The 22,388-nt window shown below is 58.2% G+C and carries 30 protein-coding genes, 1 tRNA gene and 2 pseudogenes; 21 read left to right on the top strand and 12 right to left on the bottom strand.

Translation table 11 applies throughout. The annotated features are described in order from the left end of the window. Positions 1 to 121: 121 nt before the first annotated feature. Complete coding sequence (locus FQ182_RS25750; RefSeq protein WP_149414467.1) at positions 122 to 475, bottom strand: hypothetical protein; 354 nt, start codon at positions 473 to 475, stop codon at positions 122 to 124. 120 nt (positions 476 to 595) lie between these two features. Here FQ182_RS25750 and FQ182_RS25745 point away from each other — a divergent pair, with 120 nt between their 5' ends. After that, positions 596 to 835 carry a hypothetical protein gene (locus FQ182_RS25745; protein ID WP_133102694.1) on the top strand — a complete coding sequence of 80 codons (240 nt, stop codon included), beginning with the start codon at positions 596 to 598 and terminating at the stop codon, positions 833 to 835. Between the two features lie 6 nt (positions 836 to 841). Here the strand turns inward: FQ182_RS25745 and FQ182_RS25740 are convergent, their stop codons facing one another. Continuing rightward, the gene (locus FQ182_RS25740; protein ID WP_149414468.1) at positions 842 to 1,165 is read right to left on the bottom strand and encodes a YbjQ family protein; all 324 of its coding nucleotides are present in this window, start codon (positions 1,163 to 1,165) and stop codon (positions 842 to 844) included. Positions 1,166 to 1,296: 131 nt separating this feature from the next. On the opposite strand from FQ182_RS25740, the gene FQ182_RS25735 reads away from it, so the two are divergent. Then, the gene (locus FQ182_RS25735; RefSeq protein WP_133102696.1) at positions 1,297 to 1,512 is read left to right on the top strand and encodes a hypothetical protein; all 216 of its coding nucleotides are present in this window, start codon (positions 1,297 to 1,299) and stop codon (positions 1,510 to 1,512) included. 224 nt (positions 1,513 to 1,736) lie between these two features. On the opposite strand, the gene FQ182_RS25730 is transcribed toward FQ182_RS25735, so the two are convergent. The 3 genes from FQ182_RS25730 to FQ182_RS25720 form a co-directional block, all read right to left on the bottom strand. After that, on the bottom strand, positions 1,737 to 2,048 hold the full coding sequence (locus FQ182_RS25730; RefSeq protein ID WP_149414469.1) for an AzlD domain-containing protein: 312 nt from the start codon (positions 2,046 to 2,048) through the stop codon (positions 1,737 to 1,739). Next, complete coding sequence (locus FQ182_RS25725; protein ID WP_149414515.1) at positions 2,045 to 2,740, bottom strand: AzlC family ABC transporter permease; 696 nt, start codon at positions 2,738 to 2,740, stop codon at positions 2,045 to 2,047. The genes FQ182_RS25730 and FQ182_RS25725 overlap by 4 nt, the downstream gene beginning before the upstream one ends. 98 nt (positions 2,741 to 2,838) lie before the next feature. Beyond that, complete coding sequence (locus FQ182_RS25720; RefSeq protein WP_149414470.1) at positions 2,839 to 3,054, bottom strand: hypothetical protein; 216 nt, start codon at positions 3,052 to 3,054, stop codon at positions 2,839 to 2,841. Positions 3,055 to 3,230: 176 nt separating this feature from the next. Between FQ182_RS25720 and FQ182_RS25715 the strand changes: the two genes are divergently transcribed. From FQ182_RS25715 to FQ182_RS25680, 8 genes are all read left to right on the top strand, one after another. Further along, positions 3,231 to 3,587 carry a metalloregulator ArsR/SmtB family transcription factor gene (locus tag FQ182_RS25715; protein WP_149414471.1) on the top strand — a complete coding sequence of 119 codons (357 nt, stop codon included), beginning with the start codon at positions 3,231 to 3,233 and terminating at the stop codon, positions 3,585 to 3,587. Between the two features lie 18 nt (positions 3,588 to 3,605). Next, positions 3,606 to 4,889, top strand: a complete 1,284-nt coding sequence (locus FQ182_RS25710; RefSeq protein ID WP_149414472.1) for an arsenic transporter — start codon at positions 3,606 to 3,608, stop codon at positions 4,887 to 4,889. A 12-nt stretch (positions 4,890 to 4,901) separates the two neighbouring features. After that, positions 4,902 to 5,372 (top strand): arsenate reductase ArsC, encoded by a 471-nt coding sequence (locus FQ182_RS25705; protein ID WP_149414473.1) that lies wholly within the window; start codon positions 4,902 to 4,904, stop codon positions 5,370 to 5,372. A gap of 9 nt (positions 5,373 to 5,381) precedes the next feature. After that, the gene (arsH, locus tag FQ182_RS25700) at positions 5,382 to 6,071 is read left to right on the top strand and encodes an arsenical resistance protein ArsH (RefSeq protein WP_178114533.1); all 690 of its coding nucleotides are present in this window, start codon (positions 5,382 to 5,384) and stop codon (positions 6,069 to 6,071) included. 349 nt (positions 6,072 to 6,420) lie between these two features. Continuing rightward, complete coding sequence (locus FQ182_RS25695) at positions 6,421 to 6,717, top strand: hypothetical protein (RefSeq protein WP_149414475.1); 297 nt, start codon at positions 6,421 to 6,423, stop codon at positions 6,715 to 6,717. A 264-nt stretch (positions 6,718 to 6,981) separates the two neighbouring features. Then, a complete protein-coding gene (gene mgtA / locus FQ182_RS25690; RefSeq protein ID WP_149414476.1) occupies positions 6,982 to 9,696 on the top strand; it encodes a magnesium-translocating P-type ATPase in 2,715 nt (904 codons plus the stop codon). 76 nt (positions 9,697 to 9,772) lie between these two features. Continuing rightward, positions 9,773 to 10,120 (top strand): DUF2493 domain-containing protein, encoded by a 348-nt coding sequence (locus FQ182_RS25685; RefSeq protein WP_149414477.1) that lies wholly within the window; start codon positions 9,773 to 9,775, stop codon positions 10,118 to 10,120. A 24-nt stretch (positions 10,121 to 10,144) separates the two neighbouring features. Next, positions 10,145 to 10,951, top strand: coding sequence for a hypothetical protein (locus FQ182_RS25680; protein WP_149414478.1), 807 nt, complete (start codon positions 10,145 to 10,147; stop codon positions 10,949 to 10,951). A 30-nt stretch (positions 10,952 to 10,981) separates the two neighbouring features. Here the strand turns inward: FQ182_RS25680 and FQ182_RS25675 are convergent, their stop codons facing one another. Then, the gene (locus tag FQ182_RS25675) at positions 10,982 to 11,740 is read right to left on the bottom strand and encodes a tellurite resistance TerB family protein (RefSeq protein WP_149414479.1); all 759 of its coding nucleotides are present in this window, start codon (positions 11,738 to 11,740) and stop codon (positions 10,982 to 10,984) included. 161 nt (positions 11,741 to 11,901) lie between these two features. On the opposite strand from FQ182_RS25675, the gene FQ182_RS25670 reads away from it, so the two are divergent. Continuing rightward, complete coding sequence (locus FQ182_RS25670) at positions 11,902 to 12,429, top strand: DinB family protein (protein WP_149414480.1); 528 nt, start codon at positions 11,902 to 11,904, stop codon at positions 12,427 to 12,429. Positions 12,430 to 12,431: 2 nt separating this feature from the next. Here FQ182_RS25670 and FQ182_RS25665 read toward each other — a convergent pair whose 3' ends face one another. After that, a complete protein-coding gene (locus tag FQ182_RS25665) occupies positions 12,432 to 12,890 on the bottom strand; it encodes a GFA family protein (RefSeq protein WP_149414481.1) in 459 nt (152 codons plus the stop codon). A 225-nt stretch (positions 12,891 to 13,115) separates the two neighbouring features. Between FQ182_RS25665 and FQ182_RS25660 the strand changes: the two genes are divergently transcribed. Beyond that, the gene (locus FQ182_RS25660) at positions 13,116 to 13,400 is read left to right on the top strand and encodes a hypothetical protein (protein WP_149414482.1); all 285 of its coding nucleotides are present in this window, start codon (positions 13,116 to 13,118) and stop codon (positions 13,398 to 13,400) included. A 1-nt stretch (position 13,401) separates the two neighbouring features. Here FQ182_RS25660 and FQ182_RS25655 read toward each other — a convergent pair whose 3' ends face one another. Continuing rightward, positions 13,402 to 14,037, bottom strand: a complete 636-nt coding sequence (locus FQ182_RS25655; protein ID WP_149414483.1) for a LysE family translocator — start codon at positions 14,035 to 14,037, stop codon at positions 13,402 to 13,404. Positions 14,038 to 14,170: 133 nt separating this feature from the next. After that, positions 14,171 to 14,362 carry a DUF2188 domain-containing protein gene (locus FQ182_RS25650; protein ID WP_149414484.1) on the bottom strand — a complete coding sequence of 64 codons (192 nt, stop codon included), beginning with the start codon at positions 14,360 to 14,362 and terminating at the stop codon, positions 14,171 to 14,173. 136 nt (positions 14,363 to 14,498) lie between these two features. Here FQ182_RS25650 and FQ182_RS30785 point away from each other — a divergent pair, with 136 nt between their 5' ends. The 5 genes and pseudogenes from FQ182_RS30785 to FQ182_RS25630 all read left to right on the top strand — a co-directional run bounded on the left by FQ182_RS30785 (position 14,499) and on the right by FQ182_RS25630 (position 16,647). Further along, positions 14,499 to 14,819 carry a hypothetical protein gene (locus tag FQ182_RS30785; RefSeq protein ID WP_306108733.1) on the top strand — a complete coding sequence of 107 codons (321 nt, stop codon included), beginning with the start codon at positions 14,499 to 14,501 and terminating at the stop codon, positions 14,817 to 14,819. Between the two features lie 12 nt (positions 14,820 to 14,831). Next, a complete protein-coding gene (locus FQ182_RS30780) occupies positions 14,832 to 15,023 on the top strand; it encodes an N-acetyltransferase (RefSeq protein WP_306108734.1) in 192 nt (63 codons plus the stop codon). An 89-nt stretch (positions 15,024 to 15,112) separates the two neighbouring features. Next, positions 15,113 to 15,952, top strand: a complete 840-nt coding sequence (yghU, locus tag FQ182_RS25640) for a glutathione-dependent disulfide-bond oxidoreductase (RefSeq protein ID WP_149414485.1) — start codon at positions 15,113 to 15,115, stop codon at positions 15,950 to 15,952. 190 nt (positions 15,953 to 16,142) lie between these two features. Continuing rightward, positions 16,143 to 16,401: pseudogene (locus FQ182_RS31060) on the top strand (phage repressor protein); the annotation flags it as partial. 9 nt (positions 16,402 to 16,410) lie between these two features. Next, positions 16,411 to 16,647, top strand: coding sequence for a hypothetical protein (locus FQ182_RS25630; protein ID WP_131427900.1), 237 nt, complete (start codon positions 16,411 to 16,413; stop codon positions 16,645 to 16,647). A gap of 94 nt (positions 16,648 to 16,741) precedes the next feature. Here FQ182_RS25630 and FQ182_RS30775 read toward each other — a convergent pair whose 3' ends face one another. Continuing rightward, positions 16,742 to 16,888, bottom strand: coding sequence for a hypothetical protein (locus FQ182_RS30775; RefSeq protein ID WP_178114530.1), 147 nt, complete (start codon positions 16,886 to 16,888; stop codon positions 16,742 to 16,744). 384 nt (positions 16,889 to 17,272) lie between these two features. On the opposite strand from FQ182_RS30775, the pseudogene FQ182_RS30770 reads away from it, so the two are divergent. From FQ182_RS30770 to FQ182_RS25610, 3 genes and pseudogenes are all read left to right on the top strand, one after another. Continuing rightward, positions 17,273 to 17,479: pseudogene (locus tag FQ182_RS30770) on the top strand (integrase); the annotation flags it as partial. 236 nt (positions 17,480 to 17,715) lie between these two features. Continuing rightward, a complete protein-coding gene (locus FQ182_RS25615; protein WP_149414487.1) occupies positions 17,716 to 18,144 on the top strand; it encodes a DUF2231 domain-containing protein in 429 nt (142 codons plus the stop codon). Continuing rightward, positions 18,141 to 19,433 (top strand): sorbosone dehydrogenase family protein, encoded by a 1,293-nt coding sequence (locus FQ182_RS25610; protein ID WP_149414488.1) that lies wholly within the window; start codon positions 18,141 to 18,143, stop codon positions 19,431 to 19,433. The genes FQ182_RS25615 and FQ182_RS25610 overlap by 4 nt, the downstream gene beginning before the upstream one ends. An 856-nt stretch (positions 19,434 to 20,289) precedes the next feature. On the opposite strand, the gene FQ182_RS25605 is transcribed toward FQ182_RS25610, so the two are convergent. Together FQ182_RS25605 and FQ182_RS25595 are read right to left on the bottom strand one after the other, a co-directional pair. Beyond that, positions 20,290 to 20,376 (bottom strand) — tRNA-Leu (locus FQ182_RS25605). Positions 20,377 to 21,025: 649 nt separating this feature from the next. After that, positions 21,026 to 21,634: a LysE family translocator gene (locus FQ182_RS25595; protein WP_149414490.1), complete on the bottom strand. Its 609-nt coding sequence runs from the start codon at positions 21,632 to 21,634 to the stop codon at positions 21,026 to 21,028. Between the two features lie 172 nt (positions 21,635 to 21,806). Here FQ182_RS25595 and FQ182_RS25590 point away from each other — a divergent pair, with 172 nt between their 5' ends. Then, positions 21,807 to 22,226 (top strand): RDD family protein, encoded by a 420-nt coding sequence (locus FQ182_RS25590; protein WP_178114529.1) that lies wholly within the window; start codon positions 21,807 to 21,809, stop codon positions 22,224 to 22,226. Positions 22,227 to 22,388: the final 162 nt, after the last annotated feature.

Here is a 22,388-nt window from a genome sequence, read left to right as displayed (position 1 = left end):
GACGTTGGCCTCGACTTCCTTGTACTGGTAAAGAGCCAGGACGCCGGGCGAGCGCGGGCATATTAAGGCAATGCCCGCGGTGTGTCCGCCGGGCATTTCTGAAAAATTCTAAGGCAATGTCTTACAGACAAGTCGCCAGGGCCGCAAGGCGGCGCTTGGCGGCCCAGTTGTCCTCGGCTGCGTAATAGTTGACGGTGGTGGCATTGCCCGCGCCGCGCACGTCGACAAAGTAATCGCCACCGGTGGTGTAGACCGTGTGGCCACCGCCTTCGGCAGGTTCCATGAACCCACCGGCATCGACGCCAAATACGGACTCATCCTGCCAGCCAAACTGGATGCATTGGGCAACCACCAGGGCGGCCTTGTCCGAAGCCAGGGTCTTGTAAGGCGCGGCAGAACGCGCGTCTTTCATCTTTGAGCCCGCGCAACCGGCCAGTGATGCCAGTACCAAAGCGCCTATTACCACCATCCGCATGCCATTACTTCCTTGGAAAAAACGCGACTCTACCATTGGTGCGGACATAGCAGGCGACACCGAGTGATTATTGCGTCACCCTGTCGCCTACTTGTAAACCCGCTTTTATCCGGAAAACCAATGACACCCAACGCCGAACTCTACAACCCATCCACCGACTATGCCGACAAGCTGATCAGCCGCATCGGCCAGACACCTTCGTGGATTGCCAAGCGCATCGGCGTCACCGACAAGCGCATCCGCTACATCCTCGACGGCGAGCGCACGGTGAAGGGCGAAACCACCCCGATCCAGATGAGCTATACCGAGCAGTTCGCTTTGGAATGCCTGGCGGCCGAGGCCCAGGCCAACAAGAAGTAACCGGGGTTATTTCAGCTTCACTGCCGTCCCGGTAACAAACACCACCAGCATCGCCCCGCGTCCGCCGCCGGGCATGCTGATCTCAAAATCCAGACCTACCACCGCATCCGCTTGCAGGCTATGCGCCCGCTGCTTTATTTCGTCGGTGGCCTGGATGCGCGCTTCCTTCAACGCCCGCTCAAGCGTTTGCGAGCGCCCCCCGAAAAAATCCCGCATCCCGGCAAACAGATCTCGTACCACATTAATGCCTTGTACCGATTCGGCGCTGACAATGTCGAGGTACTCGGCAATCTCACGCCCGGCGATGGTGTGGGTGGTGGTAACAATCATGGGGTTCTCCTGTTGAGCAATGGGTGCACCACCTGCGGCCAAGGTGGCATACACGTCAGGTATGGCATTATGATACCGACGCTGGACCTCACTGATGAGGCCAGCGGGACACTACCTAGAAAGGAAGCATCATGAAAGATTTCGTCATCGGCGTTAACAATACCGTTCTCTACATCGCACTGGCGTTCCTGTGGATCACAGGCCTGGTGGTGATGTTCAGCCAGAGTTTTCTGGCAGGTTTGGGCGCCTTGATAGGCGGTACCCTGATTTGGTGCATCATCTCCGGCTTCTGGTTCGTCCAGTCGGCGACTTACGACGAACTGCGCAAACTCAACGCAAAAAACTGATACAACTCTGCCGCTCGCTCGAGCGGCATTCCTGACTCTGATTAATCGACGACCATCAGCTTTTCGCCTGCACGGGCGAAGGAAAGCTATCGTCAACCTGTCTTGCAGATGAAGTTTGTTTCACTGTAATGGGAGACTTCGCCCTCTATATTGGGCAGGCTCATTTTTAGAAGTCTCCCTTCTGCCCGCCCTCCCGCGGGCTTTTTTTTGCCTGCGGTGGGCGCTCAGAGCAACCAGCGAAACAGGTAAAACAGTGCCATGCTCAGCAGCACCGTGATCAACACGCTGCGGGTCCAGAACATCAGCGCCACCGCGCACACTCCGGCCAGCAGGTAGGGATTGCCCAGGCTCAGATTAAGCTTGTCGTCGGCCAAGAAAATGATCGGGCCGCAAATGGCGGTCAGCATGCCAGGCACCGCAAAACCGAGAAACTCCCGCGCGCCACGGTTCAGACGCACCGGCAGACGAGGTTCGAGGAACAGGTAGCGATTGAGGAACACGATCAGGCCCATGCCGAAAATCATCACAAAGATCATTGCTGCCCTACTCCCAGGCGTTTGCAGGCATAACCCACGCTCATCCCCAACAGGCCAGCCACCACCACCGCCGACTCCCACTGCCAGTAGCTCAGCAGCACCGAACACAGCAATGACACCGCAACGCAAACCACCGTTGGCACATCACGCACCACGGGGGTAATCAAGGCAATAAAGGTGGCAGCGATGGAAAACTCCAGGCCCAGTTGATCAAGGCCGGGAATGCTTTTGCCCAGTACAATGCCGGCGAAGGTAAACAGGTTCCAGATCAAGTAGAACGTCAGCCCTACGCCCAGGGCGTACCAACGATTGAAGGTCTGGCGGTCATATTGGCTGACCAGGGCGAAAAACTCGTCGGTCAAGAGAAAGCCCAGGCTCATGCGCCACCGTGCCTTGAGCGGCGACAAGGTTGGACGCAGGTGCATGCCGTAGAGCAGATGCTGAGAGGTCAGCAGCAAGGTGGTCAGCAAAATAGAAATCAGGCTGGCACCGCTCTTGACCATACCGATGGCCACCAACTGCGCGGCACCGGCAAACACAATGGTAGACAGGCCCTGGGCTTCCCATGGGGTGAACTGGGCATCAATCGCCGTAGAGCCGGCCAGCAGCCCCCAAGGGGCACAGGCCAGGGATAAGGGCATGATCGCAATCGCGCCACGGGCAAAGGCGTAGTGAGGCAAGGCAGTAGGCATGGACAACAGGCTCATCGACAGACAGTCGACAAGCATGGCAGCGGCGAGACGGGTTGTCTTGAATGATCTTGCTCAACAGCCGGGCTGATGCGTGGGCTTCAGGCAAGCTTGACCGACACCCGCTCCACCGCATCACGCGTTTCGCGCAGTTCGTGGGCATCCTGATTGAGGCGGTGGATGGTGTTCAGCAGACGCTGGCGCAACACTTCATCGCCGAGTTTTTCCACCGCGCGCATCAGGTCAAAGGCCGCGGTTTCATTGTTGTCCGCAACAGAATCAAGAGTTTTACGCAGGTTTCGAGTCGCACGGGTCACACTGTTTCTTCCTTAATAACCGATGGGCAGGCACTTTAGGACATTTGTGTTTCATTTTAATTTCAACCACTTGTCATCGACTCCAGCGCCGTTGACGTGGGTCAATCGAAACATCTTTTGACTAATATATGTGGATATCCGTATATTCGAACTATCGAATATGAAAGGCCCTGTCCATGTCAGACCTCTTTCCCCCACCCAGCGTCTTCAAATGCCTGGCCGATGCCACCCGCGCACGTGTTGCGCTTCTGATCCTGCGCGAAGGCGAACTTTGCGTCTGTGAGCTGATCCATGCTCTGGACGACAGCCAGCCCAAAATCTCCCGCCATCTGGCGCAACTGCGCAGTTGCGGGCTGTTGCTGGACCGCCGCCAGGGCCAATGGATCTATTACCGTCTCAATCCAGCGTTACCGCAATGGGTGACAACGGTGCTGGAAGCCACGCTACAGGCCAATGAAGCCTGGCTGCACATGGATGCACAACGTCTCGGCGCAATGGGCGACAGACCACAACGGGCCAGTGCCTGCTGCTGACTTCTCGGAGAGCGCTTCATGCTTGTCGCAATTGCCATTTTTATCTTCACCATCGTCCTGGTCATCTGGCAGCCCAAGGGCCTGGGCGTCGGCTGGAGCGCCACGATGGGCGCGATCCTGGCCCTCGCCTGTGGCGCTATCAGCCTGACGGATATCCCGGTGGTGTGGCACATCATCTGGAACGCCACCGGCACGTTCGTCGCGCTGATCATCATCAGCCTGTTGCTGGATGAAGCCGGCTTTTTTGCCTGGGCGGCGCTGCATGTGGCCCGCTGGGGCCGTGGTCGTGGCCGTCGGCTGTTTGCCTATATGGTGCTGCTGGGCGCCCTGGTATCGGCGCTGTTCGCCAATGATGGCGCGGCGCTGATCCTCACGCCCATCGTCATGTCGATGCTCCTGGCGCTGCGCTTCTCGCCAGCGGCAACCCTGGCGTTCGTCATGGGCGCGGGCTTTATCGCTGACACCGCCAGCCTGCCGTTGGTGGTGTCGAACCTGGTGAACATCGTCTCGGCGGACTACTTCAAGATCGGCTTCAACCAATATGCCGCGGTGATGGTGCCGGTAAACCTTGTCAGCGTCGCCGCGACCCTGGCGGTGTTGTTGTGGTTCTTCCGCCGAGACATCCCCCAGGCTTACGACCCCGCCGACCTTGCTGACCCGGCAACCGCGATCCATGACCGCGCCACCTTCCTCGCCGGCTGGTGGGTGTTGGGCATTCTGTTAGTGGGCTGCTTCGCCCTGGAGCCCCTGGGCATTCCCATCAGTGCGATCTCCGCCGTCTGCGCCGTACTGCTGCTGGTGATCGCCGCCAAAGGCCACAAGATCTCCACCCGCAAGGTGTTGAAAGAAGCCCCATGGCAAATCGTGATCTTCTCCCTGGGCATGTACCTGGTGGTCTACGGCTTGCGCAACGCGGGGCTGACCGACTACCTGGCGACCTGGCTCGACACCTTCGCCCACTACGGCATCTGGGGCGCAGCACTGGGCACCGGGCTACTGACGGCACTGCTGTCATCGGCGATGAACAACCTGCCGACGGTGCTGATCGGCGCGCTGTCCATCGAGGCCAGTCACGCCGTCGGCGTGGTCAAGGAAGCGATGATTTACGCCAATGTGATCGGCAGCGACCTGGGTCCGAAGATCACCCCCATCGGCAGCCTCGCCACCCTGCTCTGGCTGCATATCCTGGCACGCAAAGGTATCAATATCACGTGGGGTTATTACTTCAAGGTCGGCATCGTCCTGACCCTGCCGGTGCTGTTGATCACCCTTGCCGCCCTGGCTCTACGCCTCAGTATCTAACGGAGAACCGTCATGAAAGTGCTGTTCATGTGCACCGCCAACAGCTGCCGCAGCATCCTGTCTGAAGCGCTGTTTAACCATCTGGCTCCGGAAGGTTTTCACGCCATCAGTTCCGGCAGTTTCCCCAAGGGGCAGGTGCTGCCCCGCAGCCTCAGTACCCTAGAGGCCGCAGGGATCAGCACCGAAGGCCTGTACAGCAAAGGCAACGAGGCCTTCGAAGGCAGCCCGCCGAATATTGTGATCACTGTCTGTGACAAGGCCGCCGGTGAAACCTGCCCGGTGTATTTCGGCCCAGCGATCAAGGCCCATTGGGGCCTGGAAGATCCTTCGGACCTCAACAGCGATGAAGCGCACATCGATGCGGCCTTCCACGCCACCCTGGAAACCATCGAAACCCGCTGCCGGGCCTTTTTCGCGTTGCCTTTCTCCAGCCTCAGCCCCACTGAGCTGAAGGCCGAACTCGACCATATCGCCGTGCTGTAACCGGAGTCCATCATGAGCACCCTGCCCAATCTCAACGCCACGTTGTCTGGCCACCTGAACAGCGATCTCGACAACCGCCCGCGCATCCTGTTGCTGTACGGCTCCACCCGTCCACGCTCCTTCAGCCGCCTGCTGGTGGAAGAAGCCGCCAGGTTGCTGCAACACCTGGGCGCCGACACACGCATCTTCAACCCATCGGGCCTGCCCCTGCCGGACGATGCTCCCAGCGACCACCCTAAGGTCCAGGAGCTGCTGGAACTAATGCAATGGTCCGAAGGCCAGGTCTGGTGCTCTCCGGAGCGCCACGGCTCAATGTCGGCGGTGTTCAAGGCACAAATCGACTGGGTGCCCCTGGCCCTCGGCGCGGTACGCCCGACCCAGGGCAAGACACTGGCGGTGATGCAGGTGTCAGGAGGCTCGCAATCTTTCAATACGGTCAACCAGTTGCGGGTACTCGGGCGCTGGATGCGCATGTTCACCATCCCCAATCAGTCGTCGGTGCCCAAGGCGTTTATGGAGTTCGACGACCAGGACCGCATGAAGCCCTCGGCGCTGTATGACCGGGTGGTGGACGTGATGGAGGAGTTGGTAAAGTTCACTTTGCTACTGCGTGATCGACCCGACCTGGTGGACCGCTACTCGGAACGCAAGGAAAGCGCCGACGAACTGTCGCAACGGGTCAATCAACGGTCGATCTGACACTATTGGTGTTACGCGGTATATGAGTGGCTTATATGTACTGCAAGTTTTGCGCACCTCTTATCTGAATGAATTCTGAACCAGTGACAAATTAATTCTTTTAATGTTGACAATCAGTAACTGCCTAAGTAAATTGCCCGTGCCTGCAACCCGGGCCATTTTTTAAACCTCACAAAAGAAGCCAATGGACACAAACTCTAGTCACTGTCCGATCACCGTGAATGCGGCGAGTCGGGCGCTAAACCCAGTTAATGACGGGACTCGCCTTTCAGGTCGGGTAAGCTGCGCTAGAGCTTGAAGCTCCAACGTAACTGCCTCATCCGGCGCCAGTCCGGTCCCGAGGCATGTTATGAACTTTCAACTCCTTGTTTTGCCTGATCTGCGCACGCTGGCTTCGGCCCTGCGTGCCAAGCTGTGCCGTGAGCCGGTAGGCTTTTCCCCTACCCGCAAGGCCTGTGTCACCCCTTCCTCTCGTGTAAGCTCGGCCCATCCCCAGGCCCACTGGCGTATCTGCCCAACGACTGGCCAACGAGTCCAGCAATGGGATCACGCCGACCCTCAAGACCCTCAGAGTCGATACTTTTCCAGCCTGCTCGTCCAAGCGAGCCTGATGCTGAGCCTCTACGTGGGCGCTCGCGCGGCGTAAGCCGGCTGGAAACGTCAGCCGTCGCGATACAGGCTGTTTTCTGATTATTCGCTAATTGATTCGCTGGAGTTCTCTATGGACGAAGCCAGTAGTAGCCCGCTGCGCGTTAGTTAACTAACGACCTTATAGCGGGCCTGTAGAAAGTTGCCCAACACTTTATTTAAACCGATCGCGAAGTCAGCGACTCGGCATGCTTTCGCTCGCCTGTCATCAGGTAAGTACCGGGTATGTTTTGTCGAAAAATTGGCGACAGGAGTACATCCAATGAGCGCAATAAAAACCACACCATTGCCGAACAAAAACAGCACGAATACCGACACCAAACTGTCGATGCGCGCTGCCCGTGAAGCTCAAAACGGCCTCTCGACCACCCTCGCCAACGTCAGGGCGAGCAAGGACGGCCTGACCGAACTGGACGCCAGCGCTCGCCTGCAACGGGAAGGCTACAACGAGGTCGCCCATGACAAGCCACCTCACGCCTTCGTGCAGTTTCTCCAGGCACTGAACAACCCGTTCATCTATGTCCTGTTGACCTTGGCCGGCATCAGCTTCGTCACCGATTACTGGCTACCGCTGCAGGCGGGTGAAGAAGTCGACCTGACCAAGGTCATCATTATCATGACGATGGTCATGCTCAGCAGCCTGCTGCGTTTCTGGCAGGAACACCGCTCGGCAAAATCCGCCGAGGCCTTGAAGGCCATGGTCCGCACCACCGCCACCGTGCTGCGGCGTGAGCAAGTCGGCGCCCAACCAACCCTGCGGGAAGTGCCGATGCGCGACCTGGTGGCCGGCGATATCGTGCAACTGTCGGCCGGCGACATGATCCCGGCGGACATCCGCCTGATTGAATCCCGCGACCTGTTTATCAGCCAGGCGGTGCTGACCGGCGAAGCCTTGCCGGTGGAAAAATACGACACCCTGGGAGATGTCACGCAAAAATCCGCCACCTCCAAGGTGGCAGACCAGAGCAACCTGCTGGACTTGCCGAACATCTGCTTCATGGGCACCAACGTGGTCAGCGGCCGAGCGCGGGCGGTGGTGGTAGCGACCGGGCCACGCACCTATTTCGGCTCGTTGGCCAAGGCGATTGTCGGCTCCAGGGCACAGACCGCGTTTGACCGGGGGGTGAACAGCGTCAGCTGGCTGTTGATTCGCTTCATGCTGGTGATGGTGCCCATCGTGTTCTTCCTCAACGGCTTCTCCAAGGGCGACTGGGGCGATGCCTTCATGTTTGCCCTGGCCGTTGCGGTGGGCCTGACCCCGGAAATGCTGCCGATGATCGTCAGCGCCAACCTGGCCAAGGGCGCCAACGCCATGGCCAAGCGTAAAGTGGTGGTCAAGCGCCTGAACGCGATCCAGAACTTCGGCTCGATGGACGTGCTGTGCACCGACAAGACCGGCACCCTGACCCAGGACAAAATCATCCTCGAGCACCACGTCAACGCCAGCGGCCAGCGTGATGATGCGGTGCTGTCCCTGGCCTGGCTCAACAGCCATCACCAAAGCGGCATGAAGAACCTGATGGACCAGGCGGTGGTGCAATTCTCGGAGCACAATCCCAAGTTCCAGGTGCCGTTTGCCTACAGCAAGGTCGACGAACTGCCCTTCGACTTCGTGCGCCGGCGCCTGTCCATCGTGGTCAAGGACAGCCACGACGACCACCTGTTGGTGTGCAAGGGCGCTGTCGAGGAGATGCTTAGCATCTCTACCCATGTGATGGAAGGTGACGCTGCCGTCGTCCTGGATGACCGCCGCCGCGAAGAGTTGCTGGCCATCGCCAACGACTACAACGAGGATGGTTTCCGGGTGCTTGTAGTCGCAACCCGCAACATCCCCAAGGCCCTGGCACGCAACCAATACACCACCACCGATGAACGCAACCTGGTGATGCGTGGCTTCCTGACGTTCCTCGATCCACCGAAAGAAACCGCCGGCCCGGCCATCGCCGCGCTACGGGAAATCGGCGTGGCGGTGAAAGTGCTCACCGGCGACAACCCCGTAGTCACTCGCACCATCTGCCGCCAGGTGGGGCTGGAGCCAGGCGAACCGCTGCTGGGCGTGGAAATCGAGGCCATGGATGACGCCACTCTCAAGCTGCGGGTCGAGGAGCGTACGATTTTCGCCAAACTGACCCCGCTGCAGAAATCCCGGGTGCTCAAGGCCTTGCAGTCCAACGGCCACACTGTGGGCTTTCTCGGCGACGGCATCAACGATGCACCAGCGCTGCGCGATGCCGACGTCGGTATCTCGGTGGACAGCGGCACCGACATTGCCAAGGAATCGGCCGACATCATCCTTCTGGAAAAGAGTCTGATGGTGCTGGAAGAAGGCGTGCTCACGGGCCGTGAGACCTTCGGCAATATCATGAAGTACCTGAACATGACGGCCAGCTCCAACTTCGGCAACGTGTTCTCGGTGCTGGTGGCCAGTGCGTTCATTCCGTTCATGCCGATGCTGGCGATCCACTTGCTGCTGCAAAACCTGATGTACGACATCTCCCAGTTGGCCCTGCCCTGGGACAAGATGGACAAGGAATACCTGGCCAAACCACGCAAGTGGGATGCGAAAAACATCGGGCGCTTCATGATCTGGATCGGGCCGACCTCGTCGATCTTCGACATCACCACCTTTGCCCTGATGTGGTACGTGTTCTCGGCCAACAGCGTGGAAATGCAGACGCTGTTCCAGTCCGGCTGGTTTATCGAAGGGCTGCTGTCGCAAACCCTCGTGGTGCACATGTTGCGCACCCGCAAAATCCCGTTCTTCCAAAGCACCGCCGCCTGGCCGGTGATCATGATGACCTGCATCGTCATTGCGCTGGGGATCTATGTGCCGTTCTCACCCCTGGGCACCCTGGTGGGCTTGGAGCCGTTGCCGCTGTCGTACTTCCCATGGCTGGTGGGCACCTTGCTCAGCTACTGCTGCGTGGCGCAACTGATGAAGACGATCTACATCCGCCGCTTCAAGCAGTGGTACTGATCAAAACCTGCCCTGGACGCGGTGGTTATCCCTGGATGACCACCGCCTGCGCAGGCTCTACACAAGGAACATCACCATGCGCGTCTTGATCTGTGCAGGTCGTCATTACGCCGATACAAAAATGTCTCGCCAAGTGCTGGACGCCTATCACCGCCTGCACCCTGTGCACGTTTTGATCCACGGAGGCAGCCAGTATTTGGGCAGCGAAGTGGAAGACTGGGCTCGGGAAACGAGCGTCGATGTGGTGCGTTATCCGCCTAACTGGCAACGGCACGGCAAGCAGGCAGAGCGCCATCGCAACCAGTTCATGCTGGCGGACAGCCGGCCCGATGTCGTCATCGCCCTGCCTGGTGGCGAAGACACGTCTGAGCTGGTCAGTCGGGCCAAGGACTGCGGCATTCATGTGCTTACCGTTGAAAACTGAGTTACCTATCTGGAGCATGAACCCATGCACAAAAACACGCCGCTGCGCCCTGATGGTTTTGCCAAATACCGAACCAGGCAACGCCAACAAGCCAACGCCACCTTCCAGCACCTGCCGCCCTCCCGACAATGGGCCTTGCGGCGCAACCTGATTTTTGTCGGCACGACCCTGGGCAGCCTTCTGGTGGTGAGCCTGTTCGCCAAGGCCTTCGCCGCCGGCGGTGCCTATAAGGTCGACGATGGCGCGATCAATGCCCCCGGCGAATGCAACGTTGATGGCTGGTTTACCCGCCATCGCCATGATTCATCGACTCACAACGCAACCCTGTCCGCTGCCTGCACGTCCGGTGCGGTGCCGTGGCTGCAATGGGGCGCGGCCGTCGACGATAGCAATACGCAAACCCAGGTCAGCCCGCAGCTCAAGGCGCAGCTGTGGTCACGGCAAGAGCTGGGCATTGAGGTCGCGTTGTCCGCTGCGGCGCATTTTGCCGTGGATCGCCGACATACCTTCGACGGTGCTGACTTGAGCCTCCCGCTTACCTGGCAACTGCTGGGCGCCTTGCGACTGAACGTCAATGCCGGCTGGGCCCACGCCCATGATGAGGGTGAGCAGAATCATCGTCTGACCTGGGGCACAGGGTTTGAATACAGCTTGGCAGACTCGCTGACCCTGATCGGCGAGCGTTATGGCCAGCAGCGCGGCGAGCAGGCTTGGCAAGCCGGGCCTCGGGTGCATATCGGGAGGGATGTCGATGTGGACCTGGTGGTTGGGCGCAGCCTGATTGGGGATCGAGACCAGTGGCTAACGACGGGGGCTACGGTGCGGTTTTGAAACCGTACGCCCTCGCCGCCCCACACACCGTTAAACCTGTCCCTTGGCCTGCTGCTCCAGGTGCACCTGCAACGCGGGGTCAATCTGCAGTTGGCTCGCCAGTTCGTCCAGGTAGCTGCGCTCCGCGTCCTGCTGGTCGTCCACCAGCAGGACACTGGCCAGGTAAACCTCGGCAGCCACGGCAGGGTCCTGGGCAAACTCGGCAAAATCTGCCGCATCCAATGGCCGGGCGACCTCGGCATCCAGCCATTGCTGCAATTGCGGGTCATCGGTATGGAGACCGACTTCGGCTAAAATCCTCTGTTTCTCCTGATCATCGATCCGGCCGTCGGCCTTGGCCGCCGCGATCAGGGCCCGCAGGACCGCGTGACTGTGCTCCTCGACCTGGGACTCGGACAGTTGATCAACGGTCTGCAACGCCTGCTGCGGCGCAGACGCCTGCTGCCGTTGCCAGGTCTGATACGCCTGAAAAGCCATCATCCCCAGCGAGGCCAGGGCCGTATAGTTGGTGCCGCCGGAACGCCCCTGAGTCGCACCGCCAGCCCGTGCGCCACCGAGCATTCCACCCAGGCCGCCAAGCAAATCCCCCAGGCCGCCGCCCGACGCGGCACCGCCACCGCCAACGCCACCGCCACCGCCAGAACCGGTTCCACGCAGCAAACCGCCGAGCAAACCACCCAACCCGCCGAGGCCGCCAGCACCGCCCTGGGGTGCCGCCGAACTGCCCTGCTGGGGCATCGAGGCTTGGCCTGCTCGCAACAGCTGTTCCAGTAGATTGCCGGTGTTCATGGTGATGCCCTCCTTCGGGCTATATTCCAGACAAGCAACAATAGCCCGCCTTGGACATAATGCCATGACCGCCCGGCAGGCCCTGTTCTGTAGCGCCCATCCCCTCGGCCGCCTTATCATGGCCTCGCCACATTCAGCGCACGCCACCCAGGAAAACCTGCATGACTCGCACCCAACATGTTGCCCTGATGGCGACCTATAACCAGTGGATGAACCGCAAGGTCTACGAGGCGGCCAGCCGCCTGAGCGACGACGATCTGCTGGCTGACCGAGGCGCCTTCTTCGGCTCCATCTTCGGCACGCTGAACCACTTGGCGCTGGGGGATACCGTCTGGCTCAAGCGCTTTGCCCTGCACCCGGCCGACTACACCGCCCTGGCGCCGCTGAACACACTGGATGTCCCGCAACGACTGGATCAGGTGACATTTGCCAATATCCGCGAACTGTCGGCCCATCGCGCCTGGCTCGACGGGATCATTATTGATTGGGCGAACGCCATCAGCGAACCAGATCTGGACCAGCACCTGCACTACCGCAACATGGCGGGCATTACGGCCGAAAAGAATTTCTACAGCCTGATCAGCCACTTCTTCAACCACCAGACCCATCACCGAGGCCAGGTAAGCACCCTGCTCTCACAAGCCGGCCAGGACATCGGCGATACCGACCTGGTAGGCCTCCTCGATTAGGATCAGGCTGCACAGTGCTCTGCGTAGGCCTGTAGCAGGCGAGGAAACTCATCAGGCTCGGGAAGCTGCGCAAAGCTTCGGACCGCTGGGGTGGACGCCCACGGCAACTTCTCGCTGGTCCAGGTTTCCATGAAGGGCACGTAGCCGCTGGCGTCATCCAGCATGGTCGCCCGCAGGTTGATCAAGTCATCTATCCCCTGGGGACGGGTGAATAACCAGCTCATGCAGTGCGGGCAGAAATAGTGGCGGGCTTCGCCATGGAGTCCACCGATCACGGGCTCGCCCTGGGTGAGCGAAAAACCGTCAGCAGGAACGAGGGCGCTCAGGGAGAACGCGCTGGAGGACATTTTCTGGCAGCTGGTGCAATGGCAAGCCATGGTAATAACCGGCTTCAAGCTGACGGTAAAACGTACCTGCCCGCAGCGACAGCCGCCTTCCCAAGAGATCGTATCGACGCTCATCACGCATTCCTTTTTATGATTGGGTTGCGCGCAGGGTAGCGTCTACGTCGGGGCCTTGAACAGGTCGCCGGAAGACCGCGCCAGGCACATTTGGGGTCAAGGGCGAACGTCACGCCGCGCCAGCGGTCGAAAAAACAAGAGTGCAGTGTTTATCAATGCCGCACCCTGACCGCGTGCATCAACAGATTGCAGATGCCGCGTACCCTCAAAGAAGGAGACGCTTTCATGGTCACTCACTTCAAGGTCGCTGGGCATCTGGCTTGCGGCCATCACGGTAACAATCTCACGTCCAGCATCGAGCTGAACCGGGTTAAATGCCGCACCTGCCGCAACACCGAAGCCTACAAGGAAGCCCGCCGCACCCAACGCAACGCCGCTCGCCGTGTCGCGCGCAAATCCAGGGCCAACCCGGCCGCAAATGACTGGCGCAGCGCCTGGACTCAACGCTTGACGGATCTGCCAGGGCTACAACGCCTACCGCGGGGTTTCCGCGGGCAGCCATTCGTGTAGATCATGGCGCAGGGGCACGACGATAGGCTGCCAGCAACACGCCCATCGTCATCAACAAGCCACCGGCGCCCCGATTGAAACGCTGCAAGTGCGCGGGCCGCAAGCGACTCAACAGGCGCGCCCCGCACACGGCATAAAACGTCATGGTGCTAACGTTCAGCACACACAGCACCAGCAATAGGCAGGCGTACTGCGGCAATTGGGGCTGAGCGCTGTCGACAAACTGCGGCAGGAAGGCCGACATGAACAACAGGGCCTTGGGATTGGAAATCGCCACCAGGAAACTGCGGGTGAAAATGATTGCCGAGTGAGCGCCCGGCTCATCGCCCTCGCCCACCACCGGCAACGCCGATTGCGGGGCGCGCAGCATCTGCCAGCCCAGCCAGATCAGATACGCCGACCCCATCCATTTCAGTGTTTGAAACAACCCTTCGCTGGCCGCCAGCAGCAACCCCAGCCCACACGCCACCGCCGTGACCAGCAGCGCATCGGCAAGCACCGCGCCCGCCATGCCCCAGATTGCCGCCTTCAAACCATGGCGCGACCCGTTCTGCAGCGCCAACAACACCGTCGGGCCAGGAATCGCGATAATTGCCGCGCTCATCATGACGAAGACAAACAACGTAGCCAGGGACATCGGGGTTTCCTATCAAAAAGGAGCTAACAGTGCGCGAATGATCCGCCAAAAATCTTCTCGTCGCCTAGTCCAGGATCAACTCGCACAAAAAAGCCCCGGGAGTGCCGAGGCTGATGATGGGTTTTACTGTGGTTTAATCGTTGCCTGACGCAGGCCTTGGACGCGCCTTGTACCCCGGCAGCGCCGCCGCATAAGCCAGCGCCTGCTCGCGGGAGCCAAAGGACGCCAAACGGTCATCCCTGGTACACACCCGCCAGGGGCCACTATTGACCCGGACGATTTCATAGCCGTTAAGATGCATCTTGTTCAGCATTGGAGCGCTCATAGTCACCTCCCTCAATCCGAGATAATCCAGGCGTTGCCTGAACGACCATACACCTGGGTGAGGTGATGCAACCTACCGAACGTCGCACCGGTTAACTTTTCTTAACGTCGCGCAGCTCACTCATGGAGATAGCAAGATGATCTGGATTAAAGAAGCGACTATCAACGATATTCCCCTACTGCGCGATATCGGCATCCAGACCTATACAGAGCACTTCTCGACGATCTGGAGTCCGGCGGGCATGCAGGCGTTTCTGGACAAAGACTTCGCCATTCAGGCCCTGCGACAAACCCTTGAGTCACCTGACCGGCATGGCTGGTTTCTGGCCTTCGACGAACACGACAGCGCCGTAGGTTTTGCCAAAGTGAACTGGGCCAAAACGATGCCTGGCAGCGACAAGATCGGCGCCGAACTGCAAAAAATCTACTTTGCTCAATCCCAGGCCGGCAAGGGCTAGGGCAAGCACCTTCTGCAGTTCATTTGGCAGCTTGCGCAAAACCGTCAAGAGCGACTGCTGTGGCTTGAAGTGCTCAAGACCAATATCAGCGCCCAGCGTCTCTATGAGCGCCGGGGCTTTGAAGCCCAGGCAGAGATACCTTTCAGTACCGACCTCGCCGCGATCCCGATGGTGCTCATGGCTTGCAGCCTCGCCCAAGCCTGAGCTGCCATCACTGGCGAATACAATCACGCCATCATCGGCGGCGCGCAGAGCGTTGTGATCACAGCGCCTGAACCAGGAGATTTCACCCTATGAACAAAACATCTTACGTGCCCCCCAAGGTCTGGCAGCACGCCGTGCCGTCGGGAGGCCAGTTTGCCAACATCAATCGGCCAACAGCGGGAGCAACCCACGAAAAAGCACTGCCCATCGGCAAGCACCCGTTGCAGCTCTATTCCTTGGGCACACCCAATGGCGCGAAGGTAACGATATTGCTTGAGGAGTTGCTGTTATTGGGGCATCTCGACGCCGAGTACGACGCGTGGCTCATACGCATCAACGAAGGGGACCAGTTTTCCAGTGGCTTCGTCGAGATCAACCCCAACTCGAAAATCCCGGCGCTGCTGGACCGTAGCGTGGAACCCGCGATTCGGGTGTTTGAATCCGGCTCAATCCTGCTTTACCTGGCGGAAAAATTCGGCCAATTCCTGCCCGCTGATCCAGCCGGGCGCACGCAAACGCTGAACTGGCTTTTCTGGCAAATGGGCTCAGCGCCCTACCTGGGCGGCGGGTTCGGGCATTTCTATGCCTACGCACCGGAGAAGCTCGAATACCCGATCAATCGGTTCACCATGGAGACGAAACGCCAGCTGGATGTTCTCGACCAGCGTCTCAGCGAGAGTCCATACATTGCCGGCGACAGCTACACCATCGCCGACATAGCAATCTGGCCTTGGTACGGCCTGCTGGTACGGGGCGACCTGTATGGGGCCGGCGAATTTCTTTGCGTGGATCAATACACCCATGTGCAACGCTGGGCCGAGGAGATCGCCAATCGACCGGCCGTCATCCGTGGACAGCGAGTCAACCGGACCTGGGGCGAAGAAACGAGCCAGGTAGCGGAACGGCATCAAGCCAGGGATCTGGATTGAACGACGGTTAATCACTGATGCCGCAGCGTTTGAACACCCTGCATCAATGCGGGTGAAGCACTGCGGCGGGCATATTCATAGGAGCGATCTGCGTGGTTCTTCATACAGAAATATCACCTATGGCATTTTTAAAAGTAAATGCCATTGGCACTTGTAGCTGTATTACCTATGGGAATACGATTCGACGCCGCCAGCCGACTATGTCGAGGTGATCAGAGGCATAACTGTCCACCTTGATTGTCTGAAAATGCAGGGGCTGTCGTACTTAAAAATTGAGAACATCGCGATCATTGTTGGTGATGGCGACTGCATGAGCGCATGACCGGCGGCTCATTGCGAATGATCTCAGACAACCCGTATACCCAGCGATCTTGATCGAAGGCGATCTGCTTGAGCGGGTGCATATCCAAGCTCGAGTATTGCTGGTCTGGAACACTCGAAAACTGTAGGAGTCCCCTATGCCCCTCACCAAAAAAAACCAAGACCTGCGCCGCGAACTCAAAGAGATAGGATTTAGCCTTGAGCAAGCTGCAAGCGAAGTGCTCAACCTCACCAAGGGTTGCGAGGGGGATGAGGTAATAGCCGCCCTGAAGCTGATTGCGAAACTCTACGAGGATGCAGATCGGCTTGCGACGTTTGCGGATGAGGTCAAGGTCGGGCGTATAACAAGGACCAAGGTTGAGTTGCCTGACTGAGTGGTGAGGCATGGAGCACGCCGCCTGGCACTCGCAGGCCGTTCTGCCGCGCCTGTAGTTTGCGCAGAAGCTGAAGGCGAGATCAGAGCAGGCATTAACCCGCCCTGAAGGGCAAGCCAGAAGGGTCAGTTGTCTCTATCGTCACGATCCCGGCCGCGATTGCGATTGCGATCATCGCGCTGATCATTGTCACGACGATCGTATCCACGGTCATTCCCGCGATCATCATGCCCTCGGTCATATCCACGATCCTGATTATGGCCTCGATCGTACCTTTCTCCTCCGTCACGGTGATGCCCGCAGCCGCCAAGCAGGATAAAGCTTGATACCGCCAAGAAAATCATTACTGCACGCTTCATTTGTCATCCTTAAAGCAAGGGTCACAGCCAATACAATGGTTGTCACTGCCCGAGAATTTGATTCGGAGAGCGTTCACCCTAAGTAAGACCATGAATCGGCTCAATGATTCGTATGTGAAATACAGCAAGCCAAAAGGCTAAAAAGCCAAATCCAAAGCCAGAATGAAGACCGTCTCCTTCCCCAGCATCTATCCGCCAACACTCACCCCGCGCCCGTCGCGCAATCAGCGGGAGGCATGAGTATTGACGAATACAGATGAACCACAAGGACAGATGCTGCGAGGGAAGCTGCCGGCGTAAAAAAGGCAGATTTTCAGATGCGGGACCTGCGCGCAAAGGCTGGTACCGATAAGGCGGAATCAAGCGGAGATATTCTGCAAGCCAGAGATCAGCTTGGGCACACAACCGTTGTGATGACCCCCCGGTGTCAGGGCATGGCAAACCCTTCCAGAACACGACCTAATCCATCTTGATCAAGGGGCGCTCGCGGCGGGGCTGCTGACGTTTACCGGCATATTCGGCATCAGCAAAGGGCATCTGCTTCATCGGACCTCAGCCGCCGCGTTAGTATCGGACAGGTACTTCTCCAGACTTGGAAGTCTTCTTCATGGCATCCCTAGCCTCACAATCCTTTAAGCGCAAGTCTGATGGCTCTTTGCATCCGCGCTGATGCTACAGTGTAAGGTCGCCGACCCATAAGGAGCCTGCCGTGACCGTTACCACTCCCTCCGCCTATCGATGTACGCCAACCCCTCTACATGCAATTTTTCTTGCTGGGGCTATCCCTCTATTCCTCGGAGCCTTGCTGAGTGACATCGCCTATTTCGAGACCTTCCAGATTCAGTGGAGCAATTTCGCGGCCTGGCTAATCGCTGGGGGCTTGGTGTTCTTTGGGTTTGCTCTACTGTTCGCACTGGCCAATCTGTTCCAGGCCAAGCACAAGAGTGGCCGGCCTTTGGTGTATTTTCTTCTGTTGTTAGTGAGCTGGGTGCTAGGCCTAATAAATGCTTTTGAGCATGCCAAAGATGCCTTTGCAGTCATGCCCACAGGCTTGGTTCTTTCAGTCATTGTCACCTTGCTCGCTATCGTTGCAGCCTGGGTAGGTCTTACCAATCTGCGTTCAGGAGATGTGAAGTGAAGTATTCCAGCGCATTGACGACCATTAGCCTGGCATTGCTGTTGAGTGCCTGCGACAGCGAAAGAAACGGCGATCTATCTCTCGGCCCCAATCCTAAACTGCCGGAACAGCATCGCGGTCTCGTGCCCACGATGAAGATTGCCGAGCCTGCGGAATGGGGTGATCGAAAGCCAACTGTGCCGCAGGGCTTCAGCATCACGGCGATTGCCACCGATCTGGGGATTCCGCGTCAGACCCTAGTACTACCCAATGGCGACATTCTCGTCGCAGAAGGGCGTGGTGGCAGCGCCGCCAAGCTCAAACCCAAAGATGTGATCGCCGGTTACATCAAGGCGCAGGGCAACACCAAGGTCAAAGGTGGCAACCGCCTAACGTTGCTGCGTGATGCCAACGGTGATGGCATCTACGAGCTGCAGACGGTGTTTGCCGAAAACCTTAACGCGCCTTACGGCCTGGCCTACGCGGATGGCAATTTGTACGTGGCCAACCAGGATGCAATCGTGCGCTTCGCGTACGAAAACGGCCAAACCAAGGCCAGCGCCGCACCGGTAAAAATCCTCGATTTGCCTTCGCAGATAAACCACCACTGGACCAAGGCCCTGGCCATCAGCCCCGATGGTCGTCAGCTGTATGTTGCCATCGGTTCCAACAGCAATATCACCGAGCGCGGCATGGACGCTGAGGTTGATCGGGCTCAGGTGTGGCAGGTCGATGCCCGGACAGGCGCCCACAAGCCGTACGCAACCGGCCTGCGGAATCCGACAGCGTTGACGATTCAGCCTGATTCCGGGCAGTTGTGGGCGGTAGTCAACGAGCGCGACGAGCTGGGGCCAGACCTGGTGCCAGACTACCTGACCTCGGTTCGCGAAGGCGGGTTCTACGGCTGGCCCTATAGCTATTGGGGGCAAAACGTCGACTCGCGCGCGCAGCCGCAGAAACCGGAGAAAGTGGCCGCTGCAATCAAGCCGGATTACAGCCTGGGCGCGCACGTAGCGGCGCTTGGCGTCGACTTCTCCGTCCCGGCCATGGGAGCGAAGTTTGCCGAGGGCGTCTTCGTGGGTGAGCACGGTAGCTGGAACCGCCCTGATCCGGTGGGCTACAAGGTGATCTTCGTGCCGTTCAGCAACGGGCGTCCGGCCGGTGAGGCGATCGACTTCGCAACCGGCTTCCGTGGCGAAGACGGCAAAACCCGCGGCCGGCCGGTCGGTGTAACCGTCGACCCACGCGGCGCCCTTATCATCGCGGACGACCTCGCAAACACGGTGTGGCGGGTAACGCGTAATCAGTGAGGCAAAAGGCACGGGCGGGCAATCCGCTCCGTGCTTGGACCTGACAACGAAAACAGCTATCCCTAACTCCCCGGGGTCCTGCCGACCGCCAATTAAAATGGCGCCCCGTCAACGATGGTCTAGGCTGATATTGAAAATTGTTAAGCGTGTATTTTAGTTCCTTTAGGAGAATCGCCCAATGAGAAAAGTACTCGTATTCGCCTGCACAGCGTTGATAGCAGGATCCGCTGTCTCAGCCGAAAGCATGAATCTTTGCGATGCAAACTTGCAAAAACTTCGCGACCTCAAAGCATCCATATCCGTTATGCCTCAACCGTTGCTCGGGGAAGTACAGAGTTTACGAATGGATGCCCAAGACGCCAAGGACGATAGCGATCAAGCAAAATGTATTGCATTGACAACGAAGGCTTTGCAGAGGCTCAGGACTGCGAAGAAAACTTGAGCGGCCATCGTAGTAGCAGTTAGCAAGGCTCCAGACCTGCTGGCGCCGAATATAGAAGCCCCGAAGTCGCGAACCTTCGGGGCTTTGCTTTTTGGCTTTCCGGGTACAGGCAACCCAGACCAAAGAATAGGTAGCAAGCTATCTAATATTTCATTACATTCGCTCGCGCACATTAAGTGCTCCTTTGATTCGCCTTTACGACCGCTGCATAACCTCCCCAGAGCTGCGGCGGTCGCTTTTTCTCATCGATCCCCTCCCTCCCCAAAAAACATCTGACTGACAGATCGGAGAGCTAGCAGTGATGCCCGGCTGACAAAGCCACGAAATCGCCATGAAGCGAGGTCGAAAAAGCCCCGCTAGGCCAGAGCCTGCGGGGCTTTTTGAGAAGGATTGAGAACCCTTGAGAATCGAAAATGGTGCCCGAAGCCGGAATCGAACCGGCACGCCCTTACGAGCGGGGGATTTTAAGTCCCATGCGTCTACCAGTTTCGCCATTCGGGCGGTAGCGCGGTGAAGCGACTCAAGAAGCTCTGAACTATCAAAGTGGCACTTGAGCCCTGCAGCAGGCTAGGGAATATATAGATCCAGCCCCCTTGACGCAAGTTCTGGCGCTGTCTTTTTCAGACCACTCGAATGGGCTATCGCAGAAAAAAAGCTCAACAGATCAGTGATCTACCTCTTCTCCGTGATCCGGTGGAGCAGATCGCACAGCACCTTTGTGTCTAGGCCGAGGGCCATGCCGGCTGCCGAAAATGACAGCCCTGGGCATTCATCTCGATACCGCCCTCTGATACGCTTTTTTCTTCATCATCTGCATCTGTACCGAAACGCGCCCTACGCCCACAATGGGTCGCTCCCGACACGCCCGTGGAGCCCGGCAGGAATCGTCCTGCCGCCCCTTCTTTTCGGAGGCCTCATGGCTAAGATGGCATTTTTTCTATTGGGTTTTTTAGCGTTGACCGTCGGCATTGGCCTACTCGCCACCATTTCACCAATCTGAATCCACAGCCTTCAATCGTCAGTGGAAACGCTGACAGACTCCATGCGTCGATGTCCGTGGTCTTCTGCGTCTACTTGTCCATGACCTGTTTGACCGCATCGCGGCCCAACAACAAGTAGTTCGAAATTTTATATTCCGGTCTCTAACTTTTTAACCCGCAAAAAACATCGGATACAAAGAAAGCACCAACAATCCTGCCATCGAAAAGTTGAACACCCTTAACCAGCGCGGGTTGCGTAACACGTTGCGCAACCCACTGCCGCACCCGGCCCAAACGCAGACACTGGGCAGGTTGACCACGGCAAATACAAGAGCGATGACCAAGACGTTAGTGACGTAGCCTTCAGCGGGCGTATAGGTGGTGATTGCACCCAACGCCATGACCCAGGCCTTGGGATTGACCCACTGGAACACCGCCGCACCGAGAAACGTCATGGGTTTACGGCCGTTATCGGTGTCATCGGATAGCGGGCTGGAAGTCGCAATTTTCCAGGCCAGGTACAGCAAGTACGCAGCCCCTACATAGCGCAACAGCCTGTAAGCCCAGGGCAGCGCCTTGAACACCTCGCCAAGCCCCAACCCGACCGATATCACCAACACCATAAACCCGATGCTGATCCCCAGCGCATGGGGGATCGAGCGGCGGAAGCCAAAGTTCACCCCGGATGCCAGCAGCATGGTGTTATTGGGGCCCGGCGTAATCGAAGACACAAAGGCGAACAGCGCGAATGCCGAGAGCAGGCTTGAGGACATGAGCATGAGAACGTGACCCGGACAAATTATTGTAGCCATGACAGTAGTGTGTTCCACGGATGTGCGCCCCATACAGCTGGTGCGAGATAGAGAGATACACTTGCGCGTTTTGTACGCGGCTTGCCTTCACTGCACGGTATGCTTGCCAACCGACAAGCCAAAACGCACGGAGCGACAAATGGAGGTCTCCAGAACTTCTTTACTGGTATGGCGTATCGGCGCTTACGTTATCGACTATGGTGCAATCGTCCTGATAGGACTGTGGCTTTACACCCAGGACAATCTGCCCTTCGTCGGCTTCGAGCTAATTTTTGTCTATGTATTCCTCTACCCGTTATGTGAATGGGCCTTTCAGGGCCGGACACCGGGAAAATACGTCTTTGGGCTGATAGTCATCAACGGTGCAGGCGGTCCACCTACTTTTGTTCAGGCATTCATCAGAGGCATCGCTCGGCACATAGAGGCCCCTCTGGGAATCATCACAGTCTTCATTTACGCCCAGTCTGCACGATGCCAGCGGGTTGGAGACATGCTTGCGAAGACTTATGTGATCCCGGCCAAAGACTTGGCAGAACTGCGCACGAGAATGCAAAGCTAAGCTAATCAGCGAGAAGGCCGGCACAGTCTTTGCGCCGCCCGATTTGCTCGCCATCTTCCTGCACCATCGACACGAAGCGCCAGCCAGCCAAATCGCAGGTAATAAAAAACCCCGTAGATCATTGATCTACGGAGCTTTAAGAGTGGAGGCCGAGGTCGGTAT

The organism is Pseudomonas sp. ANT_H4 (assembly GCF_008369295.1).
Classification (GTDB): Bacteria; Pseudomonadota; Gammaproteobacteria; order Pseudomonadales; family Pseudomonadaceae; genus Aquipseudomonas.
This window is presented reverse-complemented; position numbering and strand designations above follow the sequence as displayed.